We start from the raw sequence: 24,184 nt of genomic DNA, 5'->3' as shown, positions 1-24,184 counted from the left end.
CGGATGCTACGCCGAGAGGTTCCACCACAGGATGAGCAGCATCGTCACGAGGAAGCCGCAGGCGAAGTTGAGCGCGAGGAACTTGCGCCAGCCACGGTTGGCGGTTTCGGCCGTGGCATCCGTCACATTCCAGAAGGGTGCGCAGGCCCACACGTAGGGCAGCGCCAGCACGGCGGCAAGCGCGCCCGGCCACCCGGTGAACAGCAGCAGGATGCCCGCAGCCAGGTAGAGGCAGATGGCGAGCCTGGTCGTGGCGCGGGCGCCGAAGACGGTCGCGATGGAGGCGATTCCTCCCTCCCGATCGGCGAGCACGTCCTGCACTGCACCGAATGCGTGGCTCGCCATCCCCCAGAGAAAGAAGGCGGCCAGGATCAGCCACAGCGCGGGCGTGAACTCCGCCCCAGCGAGCACAAGCCCGTAAAGCGCGGGCGACACGAAGTGGGTGCTGGAAGTGATGGAGTCGAGGATGGGGCGCTCCTTGAAGCGGAGGCCCTTCGCCGAGTACGCGATGACAGCGAACACACTGACCGCGAGCACAAGCCATGAGAGAGGCCCGCCCACCACGACGAGGAACACCAGGAAGGGGATGTTCGTGAGCGCCGCCGCCCAGAGGGTGGGCCGGTGCAGTTCGGGCGCCAGCAGCGCACCCTCGACGCCGCCCTTGCGCGGGTTCGCGAGGTCTGACTCGTAGTCGAAGACGTCGTTGATGCCGTACATCGCAAGGTTGTAGGGGATGAGGAAGTAGATCGTGCCGACGATGAGCACCGCGTCGATCTCGCGCGTCGTCAGCAGGTAGGCGGCCGCGAATGGGAACGCCGTGTTGATCCAGCTGAGCGGGCGCGACGACAGGATGAGCGTCTTGAGTGCGGTCACGCTCGGCCCCGTTCAGTGTCGGATGCCGCGGGCTCGGGCGCGGCGACGGGCTCGGCGTTCATGTGGGTGCCGCGCCGATCAAACAGATCCCACAACGAAGGCAGCAGCACGACCGCCGCGATCGCGTAGGCGAAGTCCTCGAGCGGCGCGAGCCCCAGGAAGGCACCCGAGATGCGGTCATCGTTGTAGCCGAACAGGTCGACCGCGATCATGACGTTGTCGAAGACCGCCGTCAGCGCGAGCACCGCAAGCGCCGCGAGGCCGACCGAGCGCCACTGCGGCGAGCGCCGGGCGAGCAGGGCCGCGGATGCCACGAGCACGACGACCGCGAGGAACACCGCGTTGAGCGCCCAGTAGGTCATCGGGCGGCTCCGGAGTTCGACGCGGCGGAGGGTTTCGATACATCCCTGGCGGGCTTACTCAACCCCCTGAGGAGGGCGGCGGCACCGCCGTACGCGACCATCGTCACGTAGCAGAGCAGCGCGAGGAAGAAGAGTTCCTCGATCGGCATCTCGGGGGCGATCTCGATGCCGGTCATCCACGGGCTGTTGCCGCGGTAGAAGATGTCGAGGCTGATGCCCGCGAAGTCCCAGATGACGAAGAAGACGATACCGATCGCCATGACCGCGGTGGCGCGGCGCCAATCCCGCCAGAAGAACAGGGTGAAGCGGCGGTCGAGGAGCGTCATACAGAAGAGCGACACGAGCAGCGCGGCGAGGTAGGCGAAGTGCATCAGGGCTCCTCGGTTTCGACAGGCTCAACCCGCCGCGGCGGCTCGGGCAGCGCTTCCGTCGAGGTGTCGCCGCGCAGCCGCTTGAGCACGAGCTCCGCGCTAATGAGGCACATCGGCAGCCCTATGCCCGGAATGCTCGAGCTGCCCGCGTAGAGGAGCCCGCGCACGTGCTCGCTCACGTTGGCCCCGCGGAAGAAGGCGCTCTGCTTGAGGGTGTGCGCCGGCCCGAGGGCGGAGCCCTTCCACACGTTGAGGTCGGCAGCGAAGTCAGCCGGCCCGACTGTGCGACGCACGACGATGCGTGAGGCGAGGTCGGGGATGCCCGTCCACGATGCGATCTGCTCGATCACGCGGTCACCGAGTTCGTCGAGCTCCGTCAACATCGGGTCGGCTGGGATGGGCACGAGCACGAAGACATTCGAGTGGCCGGCGGGCGCGACATCCGGGTCCACACCAGACGGCTTGCAGACGTAGAGGCTCGGCACCTCTGGGATGCTCGTCGGCGAACCGAAGATCGAGTCGAAGTTCTCGCGCCAGTCGCGCGCGAAGAGCAGCGTGTGGTGCTCGAGCTGCGGCAGCTCGCCCTCGACGCCGAGGTAGAGCAGCATGGCGCCTGGGCCGGCGACACGCTTCTCCCAGTACTCGGCCGGGTAGGTCTGCAGCTCTCGTGGCAGGAGCTCCGTCTCGGAGTGGTGCAGGTCGGCGGTCGAGACGACTAGGTCGGCGTCGAGCACCTCACCGTTCTCGAGTTCGACGCCGATCGCGACGCCACGCGAGGTGAGGATGCGCGCCACGGGCGCCGAGGTGCGGATCTCGGCACCGGCATCCGCTGCGACGGCCGCAATGCGCTCGATCACCTTCGTGAATCCGCCGCGCGGGTAGTAGACGCCGTCGGTCATGTCGAGGTGGCTCATGAGGTGGTACATGCTCGGCGTATCGAAGGGTGAGGAACCGAGGAAGACTGCCGGGTAGCCGAGGATCTGCTGCAGGCGCGGGTCGCTGGTGACGGATGCCGCGTGCGAGTCGAGCGAGCGCAGCAGCAGTCGTGCCAGCTTCGGCAGGCGGAGCAGCACGTCTGGCGCGAGGAGGGGCCGGAACGACTCGAAGGTCGAGTAGAGGAAGCGCCGTTTGGCCATCTCGTAGGTGTCGGCGGCCGAGTCGAGGTAGCGGGCGAGGCGCCGCCCCGCCCCCGGCTCGATCGAGTCGAACAGCTCGATGTTGGCCGAGCGCGAGGAGGTGATCGCGATGGGCTCCTCGACGTCTTCGAAGAAGACCCGGTAGCCGGGGTCCAGCTTGACGAGTTCGAGCTGCTCGGCCGCCGACGTGCCCATGAGCGCGAAAAAGTGGTCGAAGACCTCTGGCATGAGGTACCAGGAGGGGCCCGTGTCGAAACGGAAGCCGTCGACCTCGAGCAGGCCGGCGCGGCCGCCGACCGCGGGCTGCTTCTCGAGCAGGGTCACCGAGTGGCCCTCCCGCGCGAGGAGGCCGGCGGTCGCGAGCCCGGTGATGCCGCCTCCGATGACGATGACGCGCTGCGGTCGGGGCGAGGAACTCATGCGCGAGGCATCCGTCCCGCTGCAGCGGCCGCGGCCAGCCGCACCTTGACCGGGGTCGGCACGCTCAGGCGGGAGGCCAGGATGTCGCGGGCGGGGGTCGCCCGCAGTCGCCGGGCGAGCTCGGCGAAAAGCGACTGGGCAAGGCACACCGCCTTGCGACTGCCGGGTGGCAGCAGCGGGAGTGCAGCACGTGACACTCGCAGGTCGGAGTCGATGTCATCGAGGATGCGCGCCTTGTCCTCCTCGCTGAACGTCTCGACATCCACGTCGGGAAAGTAGCTGCGGCCGAGCGCCTGGTAGTCGTCGGCGAGGTCGCGGAGGAAGTTGACCTTCTGGAATGCGGCACCGAGCGCGCGGGCACCCGCCTGCAGTTCGAGCATCTGCTCATCGCTGCGCTGATGACCGAGGAGGAATGCCCGCAGGCACATGAGCCCGATGACCTCGGCCGAGCCGTAGACATAGCGTGTGAAGCTTTCGGGATCATGCACGGCCTGCTCGAGGTCGGCGCGCATGGAGGCGAAGAAGGGCGCCGTGAGCTCCCGCCCGAAGCCGACCTCGCGGGCTGTGCGGGCGAAGGCGTGCACGATGGGATTGGTGCAGTAGCCACGTTCGAGCGCCAGGTCGGTCTGGGCCTCCAGTTCGTCGAGCGCGACGGCGGCCTGCTCCGGGGTCAGCCCCGCGTCATCGGATGCCCCGTCGACGACTTCATCCGCGACCCGCACGAGCGCGTAGATGTTGGCGACGTGACGCCGCACGCCGGCCTCGAGCAGGCGGGATGCCGCGCCGAATGAGGTCGAGTACTCACGGATGACGAGGGCCGCGGCCCGCTCGCAGACCCGCGTGTAGATGTCGAGGCGCTGAAGGGAGGTGTTGGTCAACGGCCCCTCCTCAGGACGATGGCGATGACGGGCTCCAGCTCACGACGCAAGGAATCCGGCACTTCGGGGCGGCCCAGCACCGCCCTGGCACGGTCGACGTGCTGGACGAGGAGGTCCTCCGCATAGGCGCGGGCACCGCTCTGCTCAAGCTTGGCACGCAGTGCCTGCGCATCCGCCTCCGACAGGGCGGCGGAACCGAACAGTGGCGCCATTTCGGCCCACGCCGCCGTCGCCGCGGCGTGGGCGACGAGCACCGTTCGCTTTCCCTCGCGGAGGTCGCTCGTGTTCGACTTGCCGGTCTCCTCGGTGTCGCCGAATACCCCGAGGAGGTCGTCGACGATCTGATAGGCCGTGCCGACCTCGCGACCGAAGTCGCCCATCGCCTGGATGACGGAATCCGGGGCACCCGCAAGCACGGCGCCCGCCTTGAGTGGCACCTCGAAGGAGTAGACCGCGGTCTTGAGCCGTGCCATCGAGAGGATGTTGTCGACCGTCGGGATGATGATCGCACCCGAGTAGTCGAGGTCGAGGAGCTCGCCCGCCGCGCTCGCGAAGAGCGCCTCGTCCATGAGGTCGAGGAGTCGACCGCGCCGCACCTCGTCGACACCGCTGCGATCGACGAGCCGGTGGGCGTAGAAGAGGGCGAGGTCGCCTGCGACGACCGCAGCGCTCAGGCCACGATGCTCGGCATCCTGCTGTGAGACACCCGCGGCACGGGCCCTGTCACGGTAGGTACCCGAGATGTTGGGCTTGCCACGACGCACGAAGTCGCGATCGATGACGTCGTCGTGCACGATCAAGGCGGTGTGCAGGAGCTCAAACGCGGCACCGACCCACGGCACTGCACCGGCGGCGTCATCGTTCGGGCCACCGAAGCCGTCGAATGCGGCGATGACCATTCGCGGCCGGAACAGCTTGCCGCCCGTCGTGTTGCGGCGGAGTTCCCGCCACAACTCCACGTACTGGGGGCCGTACGCGGCAGCGCGGCCACCCGAGGTGTTGAAGAACTCCTCGAGTGCGTCGATCACGGCGCGATAGCGGCCGGCACCTCCGAGCGCCTGCTCATCGGGATGGGGCAGACTACGCAGCATGGACGCCTCCCCCGAACTGGTCGTGCTGCTCACTGACGACGGCACGCGCGTTGGCACTGCGGAGAAGGCGACCGTGCACACGAGCGAGACGCCGCTGCACCTCGCGTTCTCCTGCCACCTCTACAACGACGCCGGCGAGGTGCTTGTCACGCGACGGGCGCTCGGCAAGGCGACGTGGCCGGGCGTGTGGACAAACAGCTTCTGCGGACATCCCGGGCCCGAGGAGGGCTTCGAGGAGGCCATCCTGCGGCGCGCGGGCCGTGAACTCGGAGCAAGCGTGGTCGACGTCGAGCCCGTGCTGCCCGACTTTCGCTACCGGGCGGTCGATGCATCCGGAGTTGTGGAGAACGAGGTGTGCCCCGTCTACCGCGCGAAGATCGTGGGCGGGCTCGACCCGGCCGGCGACGAGATCGCCGAGTACGCGTGGGTGAGCCCCGAGGCGCTCGTCGCCTCGGTGCGGGCGACGCCCTTCGCGTTCAGCCCGTGGCTCGTGATGCAGGTGGAGCAGTGGCCCGGCGCCTGACGCGTGCCTGTCGACGGTGTCACGCATCCGGGCTCCTCTCGCCTGGAACGCCGTTCGAGCCGGTGCTCGACGGAATGCTTCCACGGTAAACGTGCACGACCTTCCTGAGATAGTCCGTGATGACGTCTTGCTGCTCTGGCGTGTAGTCGCGGATGACCCCGTCGATTCCCATGATCATCGGCATGAGGTGCTGGAAGGCGCGTGCGATTGAGGCATCGGCTGGCACAACGCTCACGGCACGCCGGTCGGTGGGGTGCGGCTGTCGCGTGACGTGGCCGACGCGGCTCAGGCGATCGACGACGACTGTGGCTGCCGCGGTGCTGATGCCGAGCACGCGCGCGAGCTCTGTCGGACTGGTCGGCCCGTGCTGGATGAGGTGTTCCATCGCTTCGAGGTCGGTCTTGTTGACCGTGAGTTCACGCGCGAGCGAGCTCTCGAAGACGTCACTGAGCTGGATCACCTCCCGCAGGAGGTGTGTGCTTTCGTGCACCGAGCCAAAATCGGGTCTCGCGTTCATACAGGTATCTTATCTTCTAGATTGCTAGATAATCTAGCAATCTAAGCGTTTAGGTATATAGTTTCACTCGGCATCCGATGACGCAGGCCGATCACGCGACCACAGAGAACAAGGGAAGAGGCCATGAAGGCACTCAGGCACTTCATCACGTCGGCGCGCACGTCATGGATCGTGCTCGTCGTCGCCGCACTCGCGAGCGCCGCGCTGCTCGCGTTCGGCGCCAAGAGCGAGGGCGGGGCGCCGGCGAACGGCCTGCCCGAGAGCGCCGAATCGGCCAAGGTGGCCGCGCTGCAGGAAGACCTGCCCGGCGCCGACGAGAGCTCCGCACTCATCGTGTTCACGCGCGACGGCGACGAGCTCACCGACGACGACATGGCCGCCATCATGGAGCGCTCGCAGGAACTCATCGAGTTCTCCTCAAGCGAGTTCCTCCCGCCCGCAACCGCCTCCGAAGACGGCACCGCGGCACTCCTCCCCATTCCCCTCGACGTGATCGACAACGTCGAGGAGCGTGCCGACCGGGCCGCAGACATCCGCTCGACAGCCAACGACGGCCTGCCTGACGGCCTCGTCGCCTACATGACGGGCGGCGAAGGCTTCGCAGTCGACCTCGCGGGCGTCTTCGCCGGCGCAAACTTCACGCTCCTCGGCACGACCGTCATCGTCGTCGCCATCCTGCTGATCGTCACCTACCGCAGCCCCTGGCTCTGGCTCGTGCCCCTCGCGGTCGTCGGACTCGCCGACACGGTCGCGGCCGTCATCGCCAACATGGTGGCCTCCGCCTTCGAGGTCGAACTGGATGCCTCGATCACGGGCATCCTGTCAGTGCTCGTCTTCGGTGCAGGCACCAACTACGCCCTCCTGCTCATCGCCCGCTATCGAGACGAGCTGCGCAGCCACGAAGACCGGCGCGAAGCCATGAACGTCGCACTCAAGGGCGCAGGACCCGCCATCATCGCCTCGGGCGGAACGGTTGCCCTCAGCCTTGCGACGCTGCTCTTCGCCGAACTGACCGGCAACCGCGCCCTCGGCATCGCCTGCGCGGCCGGCATCCTCGTCGCCATGGCGTTCGCACTCTTCGTGCTTCCGGCCGCGCTCGTGCTCTTCAACCGCAAGCTCTTCTGGCCCTACGTGCCCAAGGTCACCTCCGAAGACCGTCTCGCGCGCGGATTCTGGTTCCGCCTCGGCACGCTCGTCTCCAAGCGCCCCGCGATCGTTGCCATCGTCGGAATCGCGATCCTCGCCGGCCTCGCGACGGCCGTGCCCGGCGTCAAGGTCGGGCTCGCCCAGACCGAGCGCTTCACGTCGACCCCTGAGGCCGTCGTCGGCCAGGAGATCATCGCCGACGCCTTCTCGGCGGGCAGCGGTTCCCCCGCGATCGTGATCGCCAACGCGGATGCCGCGGAGCAGGTCGTCGAGGCAGCACTCGAGATCGACGGCGTCGACAGCGCCCGCATCGTCGACTCCAACGACGAGATCGCCGAAATCAACGTGCAGTTCAATGTCGCCGCCGAGACCGAGGAGGCCTTTGCGCTCGTCGAGGAGCTCCGCGCCGAGCTCGACTCCGTGGAGGGCGCGGATGCGCTCGTCGGCGGAATCGATGCCGAGAGCCTCGACCAGGCGGCGGCACAGGAGCGTGACGAGATGCTCGTCATCCCGCTCATCCTCGTCGTGGTGTTCGTCGTGCTCGTGCTGCTGCTGCGCTCGCTGCTCGCCCCGATCATCCTGCTTTTGACGGTCGTCGGCTCGTTCTTCGCGAGCGTCGGGGCATCGTGGCTGCTCTTCCAGTCAGTCTTCGACTTCCCCGCACTCGACACCTCGGTGCTGCTCTTCAGCTTCCTGTTCCTCGTCGCACTCGGGGTCGACTACAACATCTTCCTCGTCACACGGGCCAAGGAGGAGGCCGAGAAGCTCGGCACTCGCCGCGGCATGGTTCGGGCGCTCTCCGCGACGGGCGGGGTGATCACGAGCGCGGGCATCCTGCTCGCCGCCGTCTTCGCCGTGCTCGGCGTGCTGCCGCTCATCACGCTCACCCAGATCGGCATCATCGTCTGCGTCGGCGTGCTCATCGACACCCTCCTCGTGCGCACCGTCATCGTGCCCGCCTTCGCCTTCATGCTGGGTGACTGGTTCTGGTGGCCGCGCCACGGGCGGATGCGCCAGCACAGCGCGGCCGAGTCGGCACCCGTCGAGGACCCGGCCGAAGCGATCGCCGAGGCCGAGGAGCGCGTCGAGGCGCGCAGCTAGCGCAGCAGCGCGGGTTGGGTAGGCCCGCGGAGGGAACGGCTGGCGCTCGGCAACTTCGGGCTGGCACTCGCTGCTCAGCCCGCGCAGGATGGTGACATGAAGGCGCTCATCGCATCCGGTTCCGGTCGCTACGCCGACCCGTGGCATCCGTTCCCCCGCACCTCGCCCCTGATCGCCGAGGTACTGACGGCCGCCGGGTTCAGCGTCGAGACCGACGACGACGTGGATGCCGCGATGGCCCGGCTCGACGGCGTCGACCTGCTCGTACTCAACGCGGGTGGGCCATCCAAGTCCGGACCGGGGACGACGCCGCAGCAGTCCATCGACGGCTTCGCCTCAGCGCTTGAGCGGGGCATCGGCATCCTCGCGGTGCACTGCGCGCTCTCGTCGCTGCCCGACTACCCCGAGTGGGCGAGCACGGTCGGCGGAAGGTGGGTGCAGGATGTCTCGTGGCATCCGCCGATCGACACCGCCCACGTGACGGGGCTGGCCCTGCCCGACGGCACCCCGATCAACGACTTCGACGTGTTCGACGAGCGCTACCTGGCGCTCGAAGAACTCGGGCCTCGACACACGGTTGCCGAGCACCACCACGAGGGCGAGACGGCGCCGACCGCGTGGGTGCGCGAGGTGGGCGCGTCACGTGCCGCGGTCGACACGCTCGGGCACGACGAGAAGTCCTATGAGTCGGCGGGGCGGCGCGAGCTCATGACGCGGCTCGCGCTGTGGGCCGCGCGGGCCTAGCGGGAGGTCAGCCGCCGACGCGTCCGAGGTCGGATGCCGAGACATCCGTTCGGTGGAAGTTCAGGTGCGAGCGGCTCGCCGTCGGGCCACGCTGGCCCAGGTAGCGGGAGAACGTGGCGCCCGAGCCGTAGGGGCGCTCGGCGGGCGACGTGAGTTTGAAGAAGCAGAGCTGCCCGATCTTCATGCCCGGCCAGAGCTTGATCGGCAGGGTCGCGACGTTGCTCAGCTCGAGGGTGACGTGACCCGAGAAGCCGGGGTCGACGAAGCCGGCGGTGGAGTGCGTGAGGAGGCCGAGTCGGCCGAGCGAGCTCTTGCCCTCGAGCCGGGCCGCGATGTCGTCGGGGAGCGTCACCTGCTCATACGTGGAACCGAGCACGAACTCGCCCGGGTGCAGGATGAAGGGCTTCTCGGGGTCGACCTCGAGCAGGCGGGTCAGCTCGGGCTGGTCCTCGGCGGGGTCGATGTAGGGGTACTTGTGGTTGTCGAAGAGGCGGAAGAAGCGGTCGAGCCGCACGTCGACACTCGAGGGCTGCACCATCTCGGGTTCGGTGGGCCTGAGGCCGATGCGGCCCGAGGCGAGTTCAGCGTTGATGTCGCGGTCGGAGAGCAGCATGGAACCGAGACTACTGGACGGATGCCCGGGCCCGCGGTCGCGGGACGCCCTCGCCGCCGCGCTCAGATTTCGGCACTCCGCTCATACTGCGGCTCGAGCATCCCGCCGAAAAGTGAGCGGGCCGCGTGGGTGCGTGGGCGGCGCGGGCCTCACCGGCTGCGCGGGCTGCAGGTTTTGGCTACGCGCGCCAGAGACTTCTGGCGCAGGAGGCGGAAACTGTAGCGGTCGCCCCGACCCGACCGCGAAAAGGCGTTGCTCAGAGGGGTTTGGCGAGCACGAGCATCCGCAGGTCGTCGCGAAGCGGGATGCCGAAGCGTTCGTCACCGTAAGGGAACTCGCGAAACTCGCCCGTGCGGCCGTAGCCGCGTCGCTCGTAGAAGGCGATGAGGTCGGGGCGCTGCTCGATGACGGTCATCTCCATCGCCGCGGCGCCCCACAGTTCCGTCGCTCGACGCTCCGCCTCGGCGAGGATCCGCTTGCCGAGACCCCCGCCCTGGCCGTCTGGTCGCACGGCAAACATGCCGAAGTAGGCCGCCCGCTCGCCCGCACGCGTGATGTGGGCACAGCCGACGAGGGCGCCGTCCCGCTCCGCCAAGAGCACGACACTGTTGGGCCGCGCGATGTCCTCCGCGAGCACCTCGGGGTCGATGCGCTGCCCCTCGAGCAGGTCGGCCTCGGTGGTCCAGCCCTCGCGACTCGCGTCACCGCGATAGGCGGATGTCACGAGCTCCACGATCGCGGGAATGTCGGCGTCGGTCGCGGATCTGAAGAGCAGGTCGTTCACGATCCGAGGGTACTCGCTAGTATGGGAGCGTCCGGTTCGCCGGATATGCGGATGTAGTTCAATGGTAGAACTTCAGCTTCCCAAGCTGATAGCGCGGGTTCGATTCCCGTCATCCGCTCCATTTGTCGGTAATCAGTCATTGTTGGATGATCAGCAATCCTGAGACGAGATTCGGCGTCCGCAATTGCGACGGTTACTTTTGCTCGGTGCGCCCCGGTTTGCTTGGTGATCGGGCGTGAGTTAGACCAGTTCGCTCACGAGCTGCTCGATTCGATTGCGGATGTCATCGCGGATCGGGCGCACCGACTCGATGCCTTGGCCGGCGGGGTCATCGAGCTCCCAGTCCTCGTAGCGCTTGCCGGGGAAGATCGGGCAGACGTCGCCGCAGCCCATCGTGATGACGACATCCGACTCCTGCACCGCATCGGTCGTTAGCACCTTGGGCTGCTCGCCGGCGATGTCGATGCCGAGCTCTGCCATCGCCTCGACCGCGGTCGGGTTGATCTGGTCGGCGGGCATGGAGCCCGCGGACCGCACCTCGATACGATCGCCGCCGAGGTGGCGGAGAAAGCCAGCAGCCATCTGCGAGCGGCCCGCGTTGTGCACGCAGACAAAGAGGACGGAGGGCTTGGCAGAGATCATGTAGGTACTCCTGATTCAGAGGGTGAGGTAGTGAGCAGGGTGTCGAGAAGGTTTTGGACGCGGCCGGAGATCTCGTCGCGGATGGCCGCGACACCGTCGGGCGAAGCCAGCGCTGGGTCACCCACAGCCCAGTCCTCGTAGCGGACGCCCGGGATGATGGGACAGACGTCGCCGCACCCCATCGTGATGACTACATCGGCCGCACGGACCGCGTCATCGGTCAGCGGCTTGGGGAACCGCGGCTCATCGTCATCGCTGATAGTTGTAATCTCTGCCAGCAGGGGCTGCACGCTGGGGTGTATTTCGGATGCTGGCGCGGATCCGGCGGACCTGGCGATGACCTTGCCATCGGAGAGCTGGTTGAGGAGGGCCGCTGCGAGCTGGGAACGTCCGGCGTTGGCGACGCAGACGAAGAGTACCTGCGGAACGCCGTTGTCGCGATCGCGCGTGATGTCGGTCAGTCGTTGGGTGGCGAAGCGTTTCGTGAGGGAGACCAGGTGGGTGGCAATCCGCGCGGAGCGTGCCAGGGCAGCGTAGGACTCCCGCACGACGGCGGTGACGAGCTCAGGACTAAGGGTGGGGAAGCGGTCAATAAGGGCCGCGGCGAGGTGAGTGAGCGCTTCGTCAACATCGTCGAGTCCGCTGTACTCCGCTCGGCGCCCCGGGTTCACTGCGGCGGGAGCAAAGGATTCCAGCAGAGACGTGACTGCCGGGCGCAGCTCCGGGGTGATGCGGTACCAGACCCAGGTTCCGCGCCGCTCGGAGGACAGCACACCGACGTCCTTCAACACCTTGAGGTGGTGGGAGATCGTCGGTTGGGACACGTCGGCGAGTTCTGCCAGATCGCAGACGCATGACTCCCCGCGGGCATCCGTCGCGATCGCCGAAAGCATCCGCAAGCGAATGGGGTCGGAGAGTGCTTTGAGTGTCGAAGCCAGGGCGGCCGCCACTGACGCGCCAATGGCGTGGGTGACGGTCGGGGCGCAGGCCTCCGCAGTGTCGATGCTCATGTTCGGACCTCTGTCTCGGTCAGGGCGTACGGGTCGGTGTTGAACCACTTGCGGGCGAGCCAAAGCGACACATAGACGAGCCCCACGAGCACAGGAACCTCGATCAGGGGGCCGACGACGCCGGCGAGTGCCTGGCCGGATGTCGCCCCGAATGTTCCGATGGCGACGGCGATGGCCAGCTCGAAGTTGTTGCCCGCTGCGGTGAAGGCCAGGGTAGACGAGCGGGCGTAGCCGAGGCCCAAGGCTTTTCCGGCGAGCAACCCCACGAACCACATGGTGGCGAAGTAGGCGAGCAGCGGGAGGGCGATGCGCGCGACGTCCCATGGCTTCGACGTGACCTGCTCACCCTGCAGGGCGAAGAGCAGCACGATCGTGAACAGCAGGCCATAGAGCGCCCAGGGGCCGATCTTCGGCACGAACTTCTCCTCGTACCAGTCGCGTCCCTTGCGGCGCTCACCGATGAACCGGGAGGCGAATCCGGCGACGAGGGGTACGCCGAGGAAGATCAGCACGTTGAGCGCGATCTCCGTTATCGAGATCTCCAATCCCTGGGTGTCGGGGCCAAGCCAGGTGGGCAGCACGGTGAGGTAGAACCAGCCGAGCACCGAGAAGGCGAGCACTTGGAAGACGGAGTTGATTGCCACCAGCACCGCGGCAGCTTCACGGTCGCCACAGGCGAGGTCGTTCCAGATGACAACCATGGCAATGCACCGCGCGAGCCCGACGATGATCAGCCCTGTGCGGTACTCAGGCAGGTCGGGCAGCAAGACCCACGCGAGCGCGAACATCAGCGCCGGCCCGGCGACCCAGTTCAACACGAGAGAGGAGACAAGAAGCTTCTTGTCTCCCGTGACCGCAGCGACTTTGTCGTAGCGGACCTTCGCCAACACTGGGTACATCATCACCAGCAGCCCGAGGCCAATGGGCACGGATATCCCACCGACTTCGAGCCCAGCGAGAATGTCCGACACGCCTGGCACGAAACGACCCAGGACGAGCCCCGCAACCATCGCGAGGCCGATCCAGAGCGGCAACCAACGATCCAGGGTCGACATGCGCCGGGCAGCGGATGCGACGGGCGCGATGCTGGATGAGGTGCTCACGCTTACGACTTCCGGCACTTCGACATGCGTCTATATTGACTCCCATCGAATCAGGATGCAAGCAGTGAGATCTCGCTGTGCGTTACCGGGTGCCCGCCGGTTCAGGTGCATAGGCTTCGCAAACCTGAGCGCGGGAACAAGCTCGGTCGCGGGTCAGTGACCGCCGCCGAGGTTGCCGGCGAGGCGCCCGTGGATGTCGAGGCTCGCCGTGTTGAGCCCTTCAATGATCACGCGCTTGCCGCGGTCGTGGTACTTGGTGACGATGGCGTCGAGCGCGGCGACGGTCGAGGCATCCCAGATGTGCGACTCCGTCATGTCGATGATGACGCGATCCGGGTCATCGGTGTATTCGAACTGCGTCGTCAAGTCGTTGCTCGACGCGAAGAACAGTTCCCCGACCACGCGGTAGTGGGCGGTCGGCACGGCTTCGCCCTCGGGAAGCGTGCGAGTCACTGAGACGAAGTGCGCGACCCGCCGGGCGAACGCGACCATGGCAACGAGCACACCGACGATGACACCGATCGCCAGGTTGTGCGTCACAACGATGACGATGACCGTCGAGACCATGACCGCGGTCTCGCTCTTCGGCATCCGCTTCAACGTAGAGAGGCGGATGCTGTGCCAGTCGAAGGTCAGCACGGAGACGATGATCATGACGGCAACGAGCGCGGCCATGGGCACGACGACAAGCACGTCGCTGAAGCCAAGCACGAGGACGAGGAGGAAGACGCCGGCGAGGAAGGTGGAGATGCGGGTGCGCGCGCCCGAGGCCTTGACATTGATCATGGTCTGGCCGATCATCGCGCAGCCGCCCATGCCCCCGAAGAACCCGGACGCGATGTTGGCGACGCCCTGGCCCCACCCTTCGCGGGTCTTGTTTGAGTGCGTGTCGGTTACCTCGTCGACGATCTTGGCAGCCATGAGGGATTCGAGGATGCCGACCATCGCCATGCCCAGCGCGAATGGCGCAATGATGGCGAAGGTCTCCCACGTCAAAGGCACGTTGGGGAAGAAGAGTTCGGGGAGGCTCTCAGGGAGGTCGCCCTGGTCGCCGATGGTAGGCACATTGATCGCCAGCACGACGGTTGCGACGGTGAGCAGGACGATCGCCACGAGCGGCGCGGGGACGACCTTCGTCAGGCGCGGCATCAGGACCATGATGACGATCCCCACGGCGACGAGCGGATAGACGAGCCACGGCACGCCAAGCAACTGCGGGAATTGAGAGGTGAAGATGAGGATCGCAAGCGCGTTGACGAACCCCACCATGACGCTACGCGGTATGAAGCGCATGAGCTTTGCAACGCCGACCAGCGACAGCACGATCTGAAATACGCCCGCGAGAATAACCGTCGCGATGAAGTAATCCATGCCGTAATCGCGCGCAACCGGAGCGATGACCAGAGCGACGGCACCCGTAGCGGCTGTGATCATCGCCGGACGACCACCGACAAAAGCAATGGTCACAGCCATTACGAACGAGGAGAAGAGCCCGACCCGCGGATCGACACCGGCGATGATCGAAAAGGCAATCGCTTCGGGGATGAGCGCCATAGCGACGACAAGACCGGCGAGCGCCTCTCGCGTGAGTAGTTTCGGTGACTTCAGCGCAGTCCATACGCTGGGCTCTGGCTTGTACCGCGCACGCTCAGCGGCTTTCGTTGCCGCGCGCTCGGCGCGTCGTTCAGGTTGTGACATGGATGTCTCCAGGAAGCCACGGCAGCGAAAGCGCCGTGTGGGCGGAAGTGAATGGGGGTGCCTCGATGCCGGGGCCAGGACGCTCGCGGGAGCGGCGACAATGGATGGGCAACGGCGAGCGACGGACACCGTACTCGTGTAACCCTACCCTTACGTGAGGGTAGAGTGCGAATTGTGCTGGACCGAAAGTGGAGAGATGGAATACGAAGAGTCGCAGACGATGCAGATCGGCGAGGTCGCGGAGAAGACAGGGCTCTCACTCCGCACCCTCAGGCACTACGACGAGATTGGCCTGCTGCGCGCTTCTGACCGCTCCGAGGGAGGCTTCCGGCTGTACACGAATCGGGATCTCCAACGTCTCCTACTGATCCGCAGGATGAAGCCCCTGGGGTTTTCACTGGAGGAGATGAACGAGCTACTCGGCGTGATCGATCAATTGCAAGCGTCTGGCGACGCCGAATCACCCAATACCCGCGAGCGTCTGGCTGCTTTCGTCCACGAGACGAAGCAGCGACGCGAGAAGCTGGTGCGGCAAGTTGAAATGGCGGACGAGTTCTTGGATCTACTTAGTAACCAGTAGGAGTCGGAGTGATACACCGACCGTCACGCCGGAGCCGCCAGCACAACGAGCGGTCACGTCGCAACCGGTCGATGCAGCATCGTGCGATGTCCCGAAGCCTCAGGTCTCAAGAACGTTGATCAGTCCAAGGGTGGATAATCACCGACACCATTTGCGGCAGCATCCTGTCATCCTGCGACCAGGCGAACCTCTGTCTACTCGGGACCGCAGTAGGCCGATCGGTAGAAGCAGTTCGCGTCCTGACCGGTGAGCTGTGGGACGAAGTGGATGATGTCACCCACGTACAGGGTCGGGTAGCGGCCCAGTCGGGTGCCGTCGGCATCCGCCAGTTGATCGAGCTCGACGGAGAACCGCTGGGAGATCTCGATCGCCACATCACCCTCGGCGACGACGTAGGAGGCGACGATGTCGCCGTCGAACTCCGCCACGCCTGCCGCCCCCGTCCTCGGGCCGCCGTCGATGGGCATGATGGGCGAGTCCGCCTCGTCCCCTGCGTCCGCCTCATCCTCCGTCTCGGGTTCGCGCGTCGGGCCAGGATGCGCAGAGGGAGACGAGCTGGCCTCACCCGCCGCAGCTTCTGGGTCTTCTCCGTCGGTGACAGCAGTGCAGCCCGACAGGAGAACCACGGCGAGCAGCGCAACCAGAAGTTTGCTCATGACCTCAGTCTGGCAGGCGGGGGCCCTGCGGCGGCCTGTCCTGCAGCACTGCCGCGAGGCGGCGTCGCGCACGGATGTACGGCGCCGGGTCGATGATGAGCTCGCCGTCAACCTCCTGCAGGTCGCGGATTCCCTCGTCGCCGACCGTGATCGACATCGCCACAATGAGTCGCGCCTCCGTCTCACTGTCGTCGTCGCGGAGGCGCGCCAGTTCGGGGTGGGCGTCGAGCCACGCGGCGATCACGGCGACGAGACGCTCGCGGCTGTCGTGGGCGGCCCAGGACACCGCCGATGTCGTGCCCGGTTCGCGGGCGAACAGGGCGAGGCGCCGTCGCGTGACGGCGTCATCCGTCTGGCCCCGTACTGATTCGGTCACGATCAGGGATGCGGCGACCACGAGGTCGTCGCTGTGGGTCGTCAGCAGCCGCTCGGTGAGGGCGGGATCGTATTCGAGGGGCGGACCGAAGATGGCCTGGTCGAGCGAGGGGAAATAGTTGAAGAAGGTGCTGCGCGAGACCATCGCCGCGTCGCAGATCCGCTCGACGGTGACACTCTTGATGCCGCCCTCGTAGGCGAAGTCGACGGCAGCTTTCTCTATCCGTCGTCGAGTGAGGCGCACCTTGCGCTCCCGCAGGCCTTCGGCCATGTGGACCTCCCTCGATCGCGTAGGTACACACGATACGTGACCGGGGCCGACACGCAATGGCCGGCCCCGGTCACGCTTCGACTATGCCCCCGCGAGTGGTCGCAGCGCGGCGGAACCGCACGGCCGTGAACATCACCCCCGCGCCCACGAGCAGACTGAGGGCGAGCAGCAGGGCGCCTGACGGGTCACTCCCGGTCGTCGGGAGGGGGGCGCTCTCGGTGTCGGCCGCCCCGCCACCGCCGGGGCCGCCGGCTGCCTCGGTCACGGTGACCGTCACGATGGCGGTACTCGCGAGCATCGTCGGCGCCTCGGGCACGAAGCGCAGCATGACCTGGTGGGTGCCGACGGGCAGGCCGGAGAAGGTGGCGGTGCCCGCGCCGTTGACGATCTCGAACGCGTCACCCGCCGGGTTCCCGCCAAGGTAGGCCTCGACGTGACCTCCGATCGGGTCTCCCGGCGCGGCGCGGCTTGTCAGGCCTGACGCAACGGCGGCCCGCACCTCAAGGGTTGCAGGATCCGCCGTCGTGCCGACCGCCGTCGGCGCAGTTGCGGTGAGCGCCGTGGTGATGCCGCGCACCTCCAGTGCCGTCGGCGCCGAGGCGGATGCCCCGAAGCCGGGCGCCGGAACGAAGCGGGCCGTGACGCCATGAGCACCGACCGGCAGCATGTCTGCGTCGAGCTCGAAGCGCGCCTCACCGTCATCGATGTCCGGGTCGCTGTCCATGCCGGCCGGGACGCTGTGCACGACCTCGCCATCGAAGACGAACTCGATCATGCCGCGCGGGTCGACGTCGACGCCGAGCATCGCGTTGGTGACCGTCGCTGTCATCGTGAGCGGCTCATCCGCTCGCACATCCGCGGAGGAGACGCTCAGCGTCGTGATCGTGTCCACCGCGGTCACGGTGAGCGGATGCGCCGCCGAGGTCGACATGGCGAAGTTGCCGTTCGCATCGCCAAGGAAGGCGACCGTGAGCTCCTCGGTGCCCCACGGGATGACGACGTCATCGAACAGCACCTCGCCGTCGGCGTCGAGCGGCGAGTACATGAGGGGCGAGCCGTCGGCGAGCAGCACGGCGTGACCGTCGACATCGGCCGGCGTCGCGGTGACCTCGGCGATGACATCCACCTGACCGAACGCGCGGATGCTCGACGGTGCACTGGTGATCATGGTCGTCGTTGGCGCTTGGGCCACCGTGAACGAGACCGGCGCGCTTGCCGAGGGCAGCGCATCCGTGGTGCCCGGGTCGCTGTCGATCACGCCGGCGAAGCGCGCGACGACCTCGTGGGTGCCCGCCTGCGGAGCCCAGGTCACGGGTGCCGTCGCGGTGAAGGAGCCACCGCCCGCAGAGTTGAGGGGGCTCGTTCCCACGGTCGCGCCATTGACCTCGATCGTCACCTGCTCACCAGTGAGGTCGACCGAACCACCGGGCTCGACCGCCGCGCCGACCGTGAGGGTGTCGCCGTAGACCGTCGGGGTCGAGACAATGTCGAGGGTCGTGGTCGTCTCCACTTCGCTCGGCCCCGGCGGCGCGGGCGGGGTGGGCGCGACCACCGTCACGGTCGTGCTCGCGGAGGAGTACGTCGAGCGCTCCTTGTAGTCACGCTGCGGGACGTTCGGCTTGAAATCGGCGCGCACCTGGTAGGTGCCGGGGTCGAGCGGCGGAAGCGTGAACGTGTGGTCACCCCCGGTGCCGCCCCAGACGACCCGCTTGTTGTCGACATACACGTCCACCCATCCGTCGAGGGGCGTGTTGGGCGTGCGGGTGTCGGCGGTGCGAACCCGGAGCGGGATGCTGTCGCCCGCCTCGACCTGCGACGGTGCACTGACCGACGTGGTGCTCTTCATGGGGATCATGATGCGAACGGTTCCGCTGTTCGCGAGCGGTCCGAAGTAGTCGTGCATGTCTTCAGGACGATGCGCATCCCTGTCGATGCGGACTCCGGCCATGTAGTCGATGACCCAACTCGCGCCGGCCCCACCTCCGGAACCGCCGGAGGAGCTGAGGAACTTGCGCCCTGAACCGCCGGCGGAGCCCGATGCCGGCCAGCCGCCGCCACCACCGCCTCCGCCACCGCCGTTTGTGCTGGAGGCCGCCGAGCCCGAGCTCTCTCCGTGCTTCATGTAGCGGGGGAAGGTTGAGTCGTCGAGGCCGTTCTTGCCCACGGCACCCGGATGCGCGCCCTCGCCGGATCCGGGAGCATACGTCGTGATCGTGCGCCCGTCGGAGGACCCCGCGACGCTACCCCCGGCCTCACCGCCCTTCACGTAGGTGAACTTGCCACTCGTGTCGCCCTCGCCCGCGTAGCCGCCGATGGCACCCAAGATGCTCAGGAGGCCAGCGAGGGTCATCGACATCCCCGCATTGCCGGTGTATCCGCCTGCTCCACCACCGCCGCCGGCGACCGCGATGATTCGGCCGTTGAGTCTGACTGCCGCCGCACCGCCTCCGCCGCCGCCGTTGGCACCGGCGAGGCTACCTTTTCCGCCATCCCCTCCGTTGACGAATCCGGCACCACCTTTGCGCTCGTCGCCGCTGCCGTGGGCATCCTTGCCCGCATAGACGGTCAGCCGGTCGCCCTCCGTGACCGGGATGAACACCGCGAAGTCGGCGCCGCGTCCGCCAAGGACGTTGGAGACAATTCCGCCTCGCCCTCCGCGCAGTCCGACGAGCACCTCAGTGACGCCGGCAGGCACGATCCAGTCGGTTCCGCTCGGACTGTCGAACTCGAAGATCTGCTGGGGTGCGGGTGCGGCATGCGCAGGGCTTGGCGCCTGGATGCCGATACCGGTGAGCGCGAGCGCAGCCACCGTCAGGAGAGCGATCGTGCGTCGCGTTCGAGGCTTCACCGCGCGGGGCTGGGTGCCTCGACGCGCGGCACGGGAGTAGCGAGAAAGTTGGATCACAGTCCAAGATTAGAGTTAAAGCTATATATCGCGCATCACCCCACTCCGAGGACTTACCCCGATGACCCGACTTCTCCCCTCCCGCCGTCGGCGCGCCCTGAGCAGCGCCGCGGCAATGACGCTCGCAACCGCTCTCGTCTCGACGGGGCTCGTCCTTGGCGTGGCGACGCCCGCATCCGCGGCCCCCGCCGGCTTCAGCGATGACCAGCGCGAGGTCGTGTTCACGAACCCGAGCGGCACCGACTGGATCGTCCCGGCCGGCGTCGATGTCGTCTATGTGGGCCTTCGCGGCGGTGACGGCGGTAATGCCGGACGCGCAGGCGCTGGCGGTCCCGGCGCGAACATCGTCGTACGCGTCGATGTGGCGGCCGGCGACATCCTCACGCTCCACGCAGGACTCTCGGGGAACGGGAGAACCGGAGGCTCCGGCTACCGTCCCGGCAGCAACGGAGGCAAGGGCAGCCTCGACGGCAAAGACGGCGGCGGCGGGGGCGGCGCCGCCGCACTGCTCGTGAACGGCGCGCTTGCGGCCGTCGCAGGCGGTGGCGGCGGCGCCGGCGGCGGCGGCGGCAAGGGCATCGGGCACGGCGAAGGTGGCAGCGGCGGATCACCGGTCGGCCCATTCGAGCACGGCGAAAACGGCAAGGGCAGCAACCCCGGCGCCGGCGCCGGCGGCTTCCGCGTCTACGGCATGCTCGAACACGGCACGGACGCCGAAAACGGTTCCGCCGGTGGTGGTGGTGGCGGCGGCGGCGGAGGCTGGCCGTGGAGCGGCGTCGGCGGCGGCGGCGCCGACCGGTCGTGGCGCGCCATCAGCAACAGTGGCGGCGGTGGCGGGAGTTTCGGGGCGAGTTGGGTGTCCTCGTCACTTCCCGGCGTGACGCACGTCAACGACGTCGGCACGGCACCGGCATCCTTCGCCGACTACCGCGGTCCCATCGCGGCGAAAAACACCGTGCGCGTCGTCATCCCGGAGGCGACCGCCGTGACCATGACGGCACCCGAGACGCTCGGGGTGAACGGCTCTCCGGTCATCCGTTTCCAACCCCAGGTCGCGACCGGCCCGAGGGCCGGAACGCTCGTGTCGGGCACCATCCGGGTCGCCGTCGACGGCGTGACCGTCGGCACCTACTCGACGGCCGACGCCTTCTGGACGAGCGGCTGGGGCTACGCCGTGTACACGCTGGACCCGCCTATGCCCACACTCGCGCGCGGGACCCACACAATCACGGCCGAGTTCACGTCGGGCACCCCCGGAAAGAGCTACGGCTACCCGGAGGAGCGCTCGACCGCCACGACGACCATTCGCGTCATGCCCCGCATCACCGGATCCGTCGCCATCACGGGCGACCCCCACGTCGGCGTGACACTCTCAGCGGACACCTCGGGCATCACGTCGCCCGCCCCACTCGGTACGCTCGCGCACCAGTGGTACCGCGACGCCGACCCGATCCCCGGAGCGACGGGCGCGCGCTACGTCGTCACCACCGCTGACCAGGCGCGCGACCTCCGCGTCGCCGTGAGCGCAAGCGCGTACGCCGAATGGCTCCAATCGCCCCCCGTGGTCGTCCAGGTCGCGACAACCCTCACCCTCGCAACCAACGCGACCGGGCCCATCCCCGCGGCTGAGGACGTCACCGTGACCGCCACGCTCGGCTCGCCCGCCCTCCCGCCGAGCGGCAGCAACATCGAGCTGCGTGTCGACGGCACCGCCGTCGCATCCGACACCATCCGCAACGGCGTCTCGACCTTCACCCTCACCGGACTCGGCGTCGGCACCCACACCCTCGTCGCACGGTACGCGGGGGATGCCGTCAACCAGCCCGTCGAGTCCGCTCCCGTCACCGTCACGGTCGCGCTGCAGGAGCAGAGCATCACCCTCGGCGGTGTGCCCATCGAGATCGAGGTCGGTGAGACGGCCCAACTGTGGGTGTCGGGCGGCAGCGGCACGGGTGCCGTCACATACGCCACATCGGATGCCTCGGTCGCAACCGTTTCGGCGAGCGGAGCGCTCACCGCGCACGCCGTCGGGCCAGTGACGGTCACCGCCACCATGGCGGCCGATGGCCGATACGATGCCGCGACCAGCTCGGCCTCGACGACGGTCGTTCCCGACGACGGCATCACGCCAACCCCCATCGACCTGAGCACCGCGACCGCCGAGCTCGCGGGCCCCGGCCCCTTCGTGTACAACGGCTCCCCCATCCGACCCGGCATCGCATCGGTGACGCTGCCCGACTCGACGGTCCTTCAGCCGGGCGACTATGTCGTCGACTACGGGACGAATACGACGGTTGCCGATGGCGGCAGCGTCACCATCACGGGTCAGCGCGCCTACACCGGGTCACTCGTCGTACGGTTTGCGATCGATCCGCTCGCCGTCACGATCACGGCCGACGACGAGGTGAAGGAGGTCGGCGCCCCCGACCCGTCACTCGACTGGGATGCGACCCCAGCGATCCTCCCGGGGGATGCGCTCACCGGCGCACTCACTCACGCGGGCATCGAGGTCGGCACCTACCCGATCACGCAGGGCACCCTCGACCTGTCGAACCCCAACTACGCGTTCACATTCGTCCCCGGCACGATGACGATCGTGCCGACGGCCGACGTGCGGGAGGTGTGGGCGCGCATCCTCGCCCTGCCCAACCCGATCGCCACGCGGGCGGATGCCGACGACGTCGCCGACGTCACGAATGCCTACGCGCGCCTCACGCTCGCCGAGCGCGGCCACCTGCCATCACCCGTGGTCGCGGCACTCGAGACGGCGCAGTCGCAGGCGGGAGCCGTGAACCGGAGCGATGCCAATGTTGAGGCCTCGAGCGGCGAACTCGCAGCCAACTGGAACCTCCGACTGGTCGTGACCCCGAGGACCGTCGACGGATCCCCGGAGGTCGTCCGTGACATCCTCGCGAAGCTCAAGCCCGACAATCGCGTGCCGCTCGCGCTCTACGACCTCGACTTCATCGACACGCTCACGGGCGACCCGTGGCACCCCACGAACCCGGTCACCGTGACATTCACGTCGCTGTCGCTCGCCGACTGGAAGCAGATCGGGGTCATCCACGAACTCGCCGACGGCACGCTAGAGCGGATCGCCGCCACGGTGGACGGGGGCAGCGTGCGCTTCACGGCGACCTCCTTCAGCCTCTACGGCGTGACGGCCGCGGGCCCGGTAGACCCCGTCGACCCGGTGGGGCCCGGCGACGGCGACAGCGACGGCGACGGCGACCAGGATGTGCTGCCCGTGACGGGCGCGGTCGCGGCACCCGCGATGGCGACCGCTGCGGTGCTGCTCATCCTCGGCGGACTCGCGCTGCTCGTGTGGCGTGTGAAGCGACGGGCGTGAACTTTCCCATTGGGTGTCGAAGGGCTCCGCTTTCGGCTAGTCGCCCTGCCGGTCGAAGATCAGTCGATGGAGCACCCCCGCCGCGAGGGCGCCGATGATCGGGAACACGATGAAGACCCAGAGCTGTGCGAGCGGCTCAGCACCCCCGTAGATTGCGGCGGCGATCGAGCGCGCGGGGTTCACCGAGGTGTTGTCGACAGGGATCGTCACGAGGTGGATGAGCGTCAGGGTGAGCCCGATCACGAGACCGGCGATGAGGGGATTACCGCGCGTGCGGTGCGTCACCCCGAGGATGACGAAGAGGAACACGGCCGTGAAGACGATCTCGACACCGATCGCACCCCCGATGCCGAAGCCCCCCGGGGAGAGTTCACCCCAGCCGTTACTCGCGAAGCCACCCTCCCTGGCACTGTCGAACCAACCTTCGGCCGAGGAGCCGATAAGTGCGATGATGCTCGTCGCGACCGCGCCGCCGAGGATCTGGGCGACGATGTATCCGATCGTGCCGCGCCACGGGAAGCGCCCCGCCGCTGCGAGGCCGAGCGTGACGGCCGGGTTGAAGTGCCCGCCCGAGATCGGCCCGAAGGCGTAGGCGCCGGCGACGACCGTGAGGCCGAACGCGAGGGAGACACCCGCGAAACCGATCCCAAGTGGGGTGCCGTTCTCGCTGAGGCCGAATGTCGCGGCGAACACGGCTGAGCCAACACCGCCCAGGACCAGGAGGAACGTGCCGAGGAACTCCGCGACGAGAGCCGCAAGAGTGGAGGGACCCCGCGAGCTCGGCGAGGGCGCATGCTCAAGCGGGGTCGGTTCGAAGGCTGGCTCCGGGCGTGGGTCACTCATGTCGTCGCTCCCTAGTCTCTGTGTCGAGCGGTGAAGGGATTGCGGGAGTAGCACGGGGCTGCTCTCGGGGCCCACCATAGTGCGATCGGCCGCGACGTCAATGGCTGGGCTGCGATGTGCTGAGTCATCCTGAACGGCCACCAGGTGACTCGCTCACAGCAGCGGCAAGATGTAAAAAATTGTTGACACGCGC

Annotated in this window: 22 protein-coding genes and 1 tRNA gene; 6 read left to right on the top strand and 17 right to left on the bottom strand. The window is 67.6% G+C overall.

The features are described 5' to 3' along the window. Positions 1-6: 6 nt before the first annotated feature. From FVA74_RS00860 to FVA74_RS00835, 6 genes are read right to left on the bottom strand one after another with little or no spacing between them, the layout of a single operon-like run. Positions 7-873, bottom strand: a complete 867-nt coding sequence (locus FVA74_RS00860) for a prenyltransferase (RefSeq protein ID WP_147719902.1) — start codon at positions 871-873, stop codon at positions 7-9. Next, positions 870-1,235 (bottom strand): lycopene cyclase domain-containing protein, encoded by a 366-nt coding sequence (locus FVA74_RS00855; RefSeq protein ID WP_147719901.1) that lies wholly within the window; start codon positions 1,233-1,235, stop codon positions 870-872. Before FVA74_RS00855 ends, FVA74_RS00860 begins: the two co-directional genes overlap by 4 nt. Next, positions 1,232-1,606 (bottom strand): lycopene cyclase domain-containing protein, encoded by a 375-nt coding sequence (locus FVA74_RS00850; RefSeq protein WP_147719900.1) that lies wholly within the window; start codon positions 1,604-1,606, stop codon positions 1,232-1,234. Before FVA74_RS00850 ends, FVA74_RS00855 begins: the two co-directional genes overlap by 4 nt. After that, positions 1,606-3,162 carry a phytoene desaturase family protein gene (crtI, locus tag FVA74_RS00845; protein WP_147719899.1) on the bottom strand — a complete coding sequence of 519 codons (1,557 nt, stop codon included), beginning with the start codon at positions 3,160-3,162 and terminating at the stop codon, positions 1,606-1,608. The genes FVA74_RS00850 and crtI overlap by 1 nt, the downstream gene beginning before the upstream one ends. After that, a complete protein-coding gene (locus FVA74_RS00840) occupies positions 3,159-4,040 on the bottom strand; it encodes a squalene/phytoene synthase family protein (protein WP_147719898.1) in 882 nt (293 codons plus the stop codon). Before FVA74_RS00840 ends, crtI begins: the two co-directional genes overlap by 4 nt. Continuing rightward, entirely contained in the window at positions 4,037-5,131 is a 1,095-nt protein-coding gene (locus tag FVA74_RS00835; RefSeq protein WP_147719897.1) for a polyprenyl synthetase family protein, read from the bottom strand. Before FVA74_RS00835 ends, FVA74_RS00840 begins: the two co-directional genes overlap by 4 nt. On the opposite strand from FVA74_RS00835, the gene idi reads away from it, so the two are divergent. Next, the gene (gene idi, locus FVA74_RS00830) at positions 5,130-5,654 is read left to right on the top strand and encodes an isopentenyl-diphosphate Delta-isomerase (RefSeq protein ID WP_147719896.1); all 525 of its coding nucleotides are present in this window, start codon (positions 5,130-5,132) and stop codon (positions 5,652-5,654) included. The two genes, FVA74_RS00835 and idi, sit on opposite strands and share 2 nt — an antisense overlap. A 19-nt stretch (positions 5,655-5,673) precedes the next feature. On the opposite strand, the gene FVA74_RS00825 is transcribed toward idi, so the two are convergent. Continuing rightward, the gene (locus tag FVA74_RS00825) at positions 5,674-6,171 is read right to left on the bottom strand and encodes a MarR family winged helix-turn-helix transcriptional regulator (RefSeq protein ID WP_147719895.1); all 498 of its coding nucleotides are present in this window, start codon (positions 6,169-6,171) and stop codon (positions 5,674-5,676) included. 123 nt (positions 6,172-6,294) lie between these two features. Here FVA74_RS00825 and FVA74_RS00820 point away from each other — a divergent pair, with 123 nt between their 5' ends. Continuing rightward, positions 6,295-8,418: an MMPL family transporter gene (locus tag FVA74_RS00820; RefSeq protein ID WP_147719894.1), complete on the top strand. Its 2,124-nt coding sequence runs from the start codon at positions 6,295-6,297 to the stop codon at positions 8,416-8,418. Positions 8,419-8,514: 96 nt separating this feature from the next. Then, positions 8,515-9,162: a ThuA domain-containing protein gene (locus FVA74_RS00815; RefSeq protein ID WP_147719893.1), complete on the top strand. Its 648-nt coding sequence runs from the start codon at positions 8,515-8,517 to the stop codon at positions 9,160-9,162. 7 nt (positions 9,163-9,169) lie between these two features. Here the strand turns inward: FVA74_RS00815 and dcd are convergent, their stop codons facing one another. After that, positions 9,170-9,775, bottom strand: coding sequence for a dCTP deaminase (gene dcd / locus FVA74_RS00810; protein WP_147719892.1), 606 nt, complete (start codon positions 9,773-9,775; stop codon positions 9,170-9,172). A gap of 256 nt (positions 9,776-10,031) precedes the next feature. Beyond that, positions 10,032-10,559 (bottom strand): GNAT family N-acetyltransferase, encoded by a 528-nt coding sequence (locus tag FVA74_RS00805; RefSeq protein ID WP_147719891.1) that lies wholly within the window; start codon positions 10,557-10,559, stop codon positions 10,032-10,034. Positions 10,560-10,606: 47 nt separating this feature from the next. On the opposite strand from FVA74_RS00805, the gene FVA74_RS00800 reads away from it, so the two are divergent. Further along, a tRNA-Gly gene (locus FVA74_RS00800) sits at positions 10,607-10,680 on the top strand. Between the two features lie 119 nt (positions 10,681-10,799). Here FVA74_RS00800 and FVA74_RS00795 read toward each other — a convergent pair. From FVA74_RS00795 to FVA74_RS00780, 4 genes are all read right to left on the bottom strand, one after another. Further along, positions 10,800-11,201, bottom strand: coding sequence for an arsenate reductase ArsC (locus FVA74_RS00795; protein WP_147719890.1), 402 nt, complete (start codon positions 11,199-11,201; stop codon positions 10,800-10,802). Then, complete coding sequence (locus FVA74_RS00790) at positions 11,198-12,211, bottom strand: metalloregulator ArsR/SmtB family transcription factor (protein WP_147719889.1); 1,014 nt, start codon at positions 12,209-12,211, stop codon at positions 11,198-11,200. Before FVA74_RS00790 ends, FVA74_RS00795 begins: the two co-directional genes overlap by 4 nt. Further along, the gene (gene arsB / locus FVA74_RS00785) at positions 12,208-13,266 is read right to left on the bottom strand and encodes an ACR3 family arsenite efflux transporter (RefSeq protein WP_147722992.1); all 1,059 of its coding nucleotides are present in this window, start codon (positions 13,264-13,266) and stop codon (positions 12,208-12,210) included. Before arsB ends, FVA74_RS00790 begins: the two co-directional genes overlap by 4 nt. A gap of 201 nt (positions 13,267-13,467) precedes the next feature. After that, positions 13,468-15,012: a SulP family inorganic anion transporter gene (locus FVA74_RS00780; protein ID WP_147719888.1), complete on the bottom strand. Its 1,545-nt coding sequence runs from the start codon at positions 15,010-15,012 to the stop codon at positions 13,468-13,470. 196 nt (positions 15,013-15,208) lie between these two features. On the opposite strand from FVA74_RS00780, the gene FVA74_RS00775 reads away from it, so the two are divergent. Beyond that, complete coding sequence (locus FVA74_RS00775; protein ID WP_147719887.1) at positions 15,209-15,592, top strand: MerR family transcriptional regulator; 384 nt, start codon at positions 15,209-15,211, stop codon at positions 15,590-15,592. 194 nt (positions 15,593-15,786) lie between these two features. Here the strand turns inward: FVA74_RS00775 and FVA74_RS00770 are convergent, their stop codons facing one another. From FVA74_RS00770 to FVA74_RS00760, 3 genes are all read right to left on the bottom strand, one after another. Next, positions 15,787-16,248 (bottom strand): hypothetical protein, encoded by a 462-nt coding sequence (locus FVA74_RS00770; protein ID WP_147719886.1) that lies wholly within the window; start codon positions 16,246-16,248, stop codon positions 15,787-15,789. Between the two features lie 4 nt (positions 16,249-16,252). Next, positions 16,253-16,894, bottom strand: coding sequence for a TetR family transcriptional regulator (locus FVA74_RS00765; RefSeq protein ID WP_147719885.1), 642 nt, complete (start codon positions 16,892-16,894; stop codon positions 16,253-16,255). A 70-nt stretch (positions 16,895-16,964) separates the two neighbouring features. Next, the gene (locus FVA74_RS00760; RefSeq protein ID WP_147719884.1) at positions 16,965-19,742 is read right to left on the bottom strand and encodes an Ig-like domain-containing protein; all 2,778 of its coding nucleotides are present in this window, start codon (positions 19,740-19,742) and stop codon (positions 16,965-16,967) included. Between the two features lie 118 nt (positions 19,743-19,860). Between FVA74_RS00760 and FVA74_RS00755 the strand changes: the two genes are divergently transcribed. Continuing rightward, the gene (locus FVA74_RS00755; RefSeq protein WP_147719883.1) at positions 19,861-23,148 is read left to right on the top strand and encodes an Ig-like domain repeat protein; all 3,288 of its coding nucleotides are present in this window, start codon (positions 19,861-19,863) and stop codon (positions 23,146-23,148) included. Positions 23,149-23,184: 36 nt separating this feature from the next. Here FVA74_RS00755 and aqpZ read toward each other — a convergent pair whose 3' ends face one another. Beyond that, complete coding sequence (aqpZ, locus tag FVA74_RS00750; protein ID WP_147719882.1) at positions 23,185-23,991, bottom strand: aquaporin Z; 807 nt, start codon at positions 23,989-23,991, stop codon at positions 23,185-23,187. Positions 23,992-24,184: the final 193 nt, after the last annotated feature.

The organism is Salinibacterium sp. dk2585, assembly GCF_008001035.1.
Lineage (GTDB): Bacteria > Actinomycetota > Actinomycetes > Actinomycetales > Microbacteriaceae > Homoserinimonas.
Note: the sequence above shows the minus strand (reverse complement) of the source record. Positions and strands in the feature narration are given on the sequence as shown.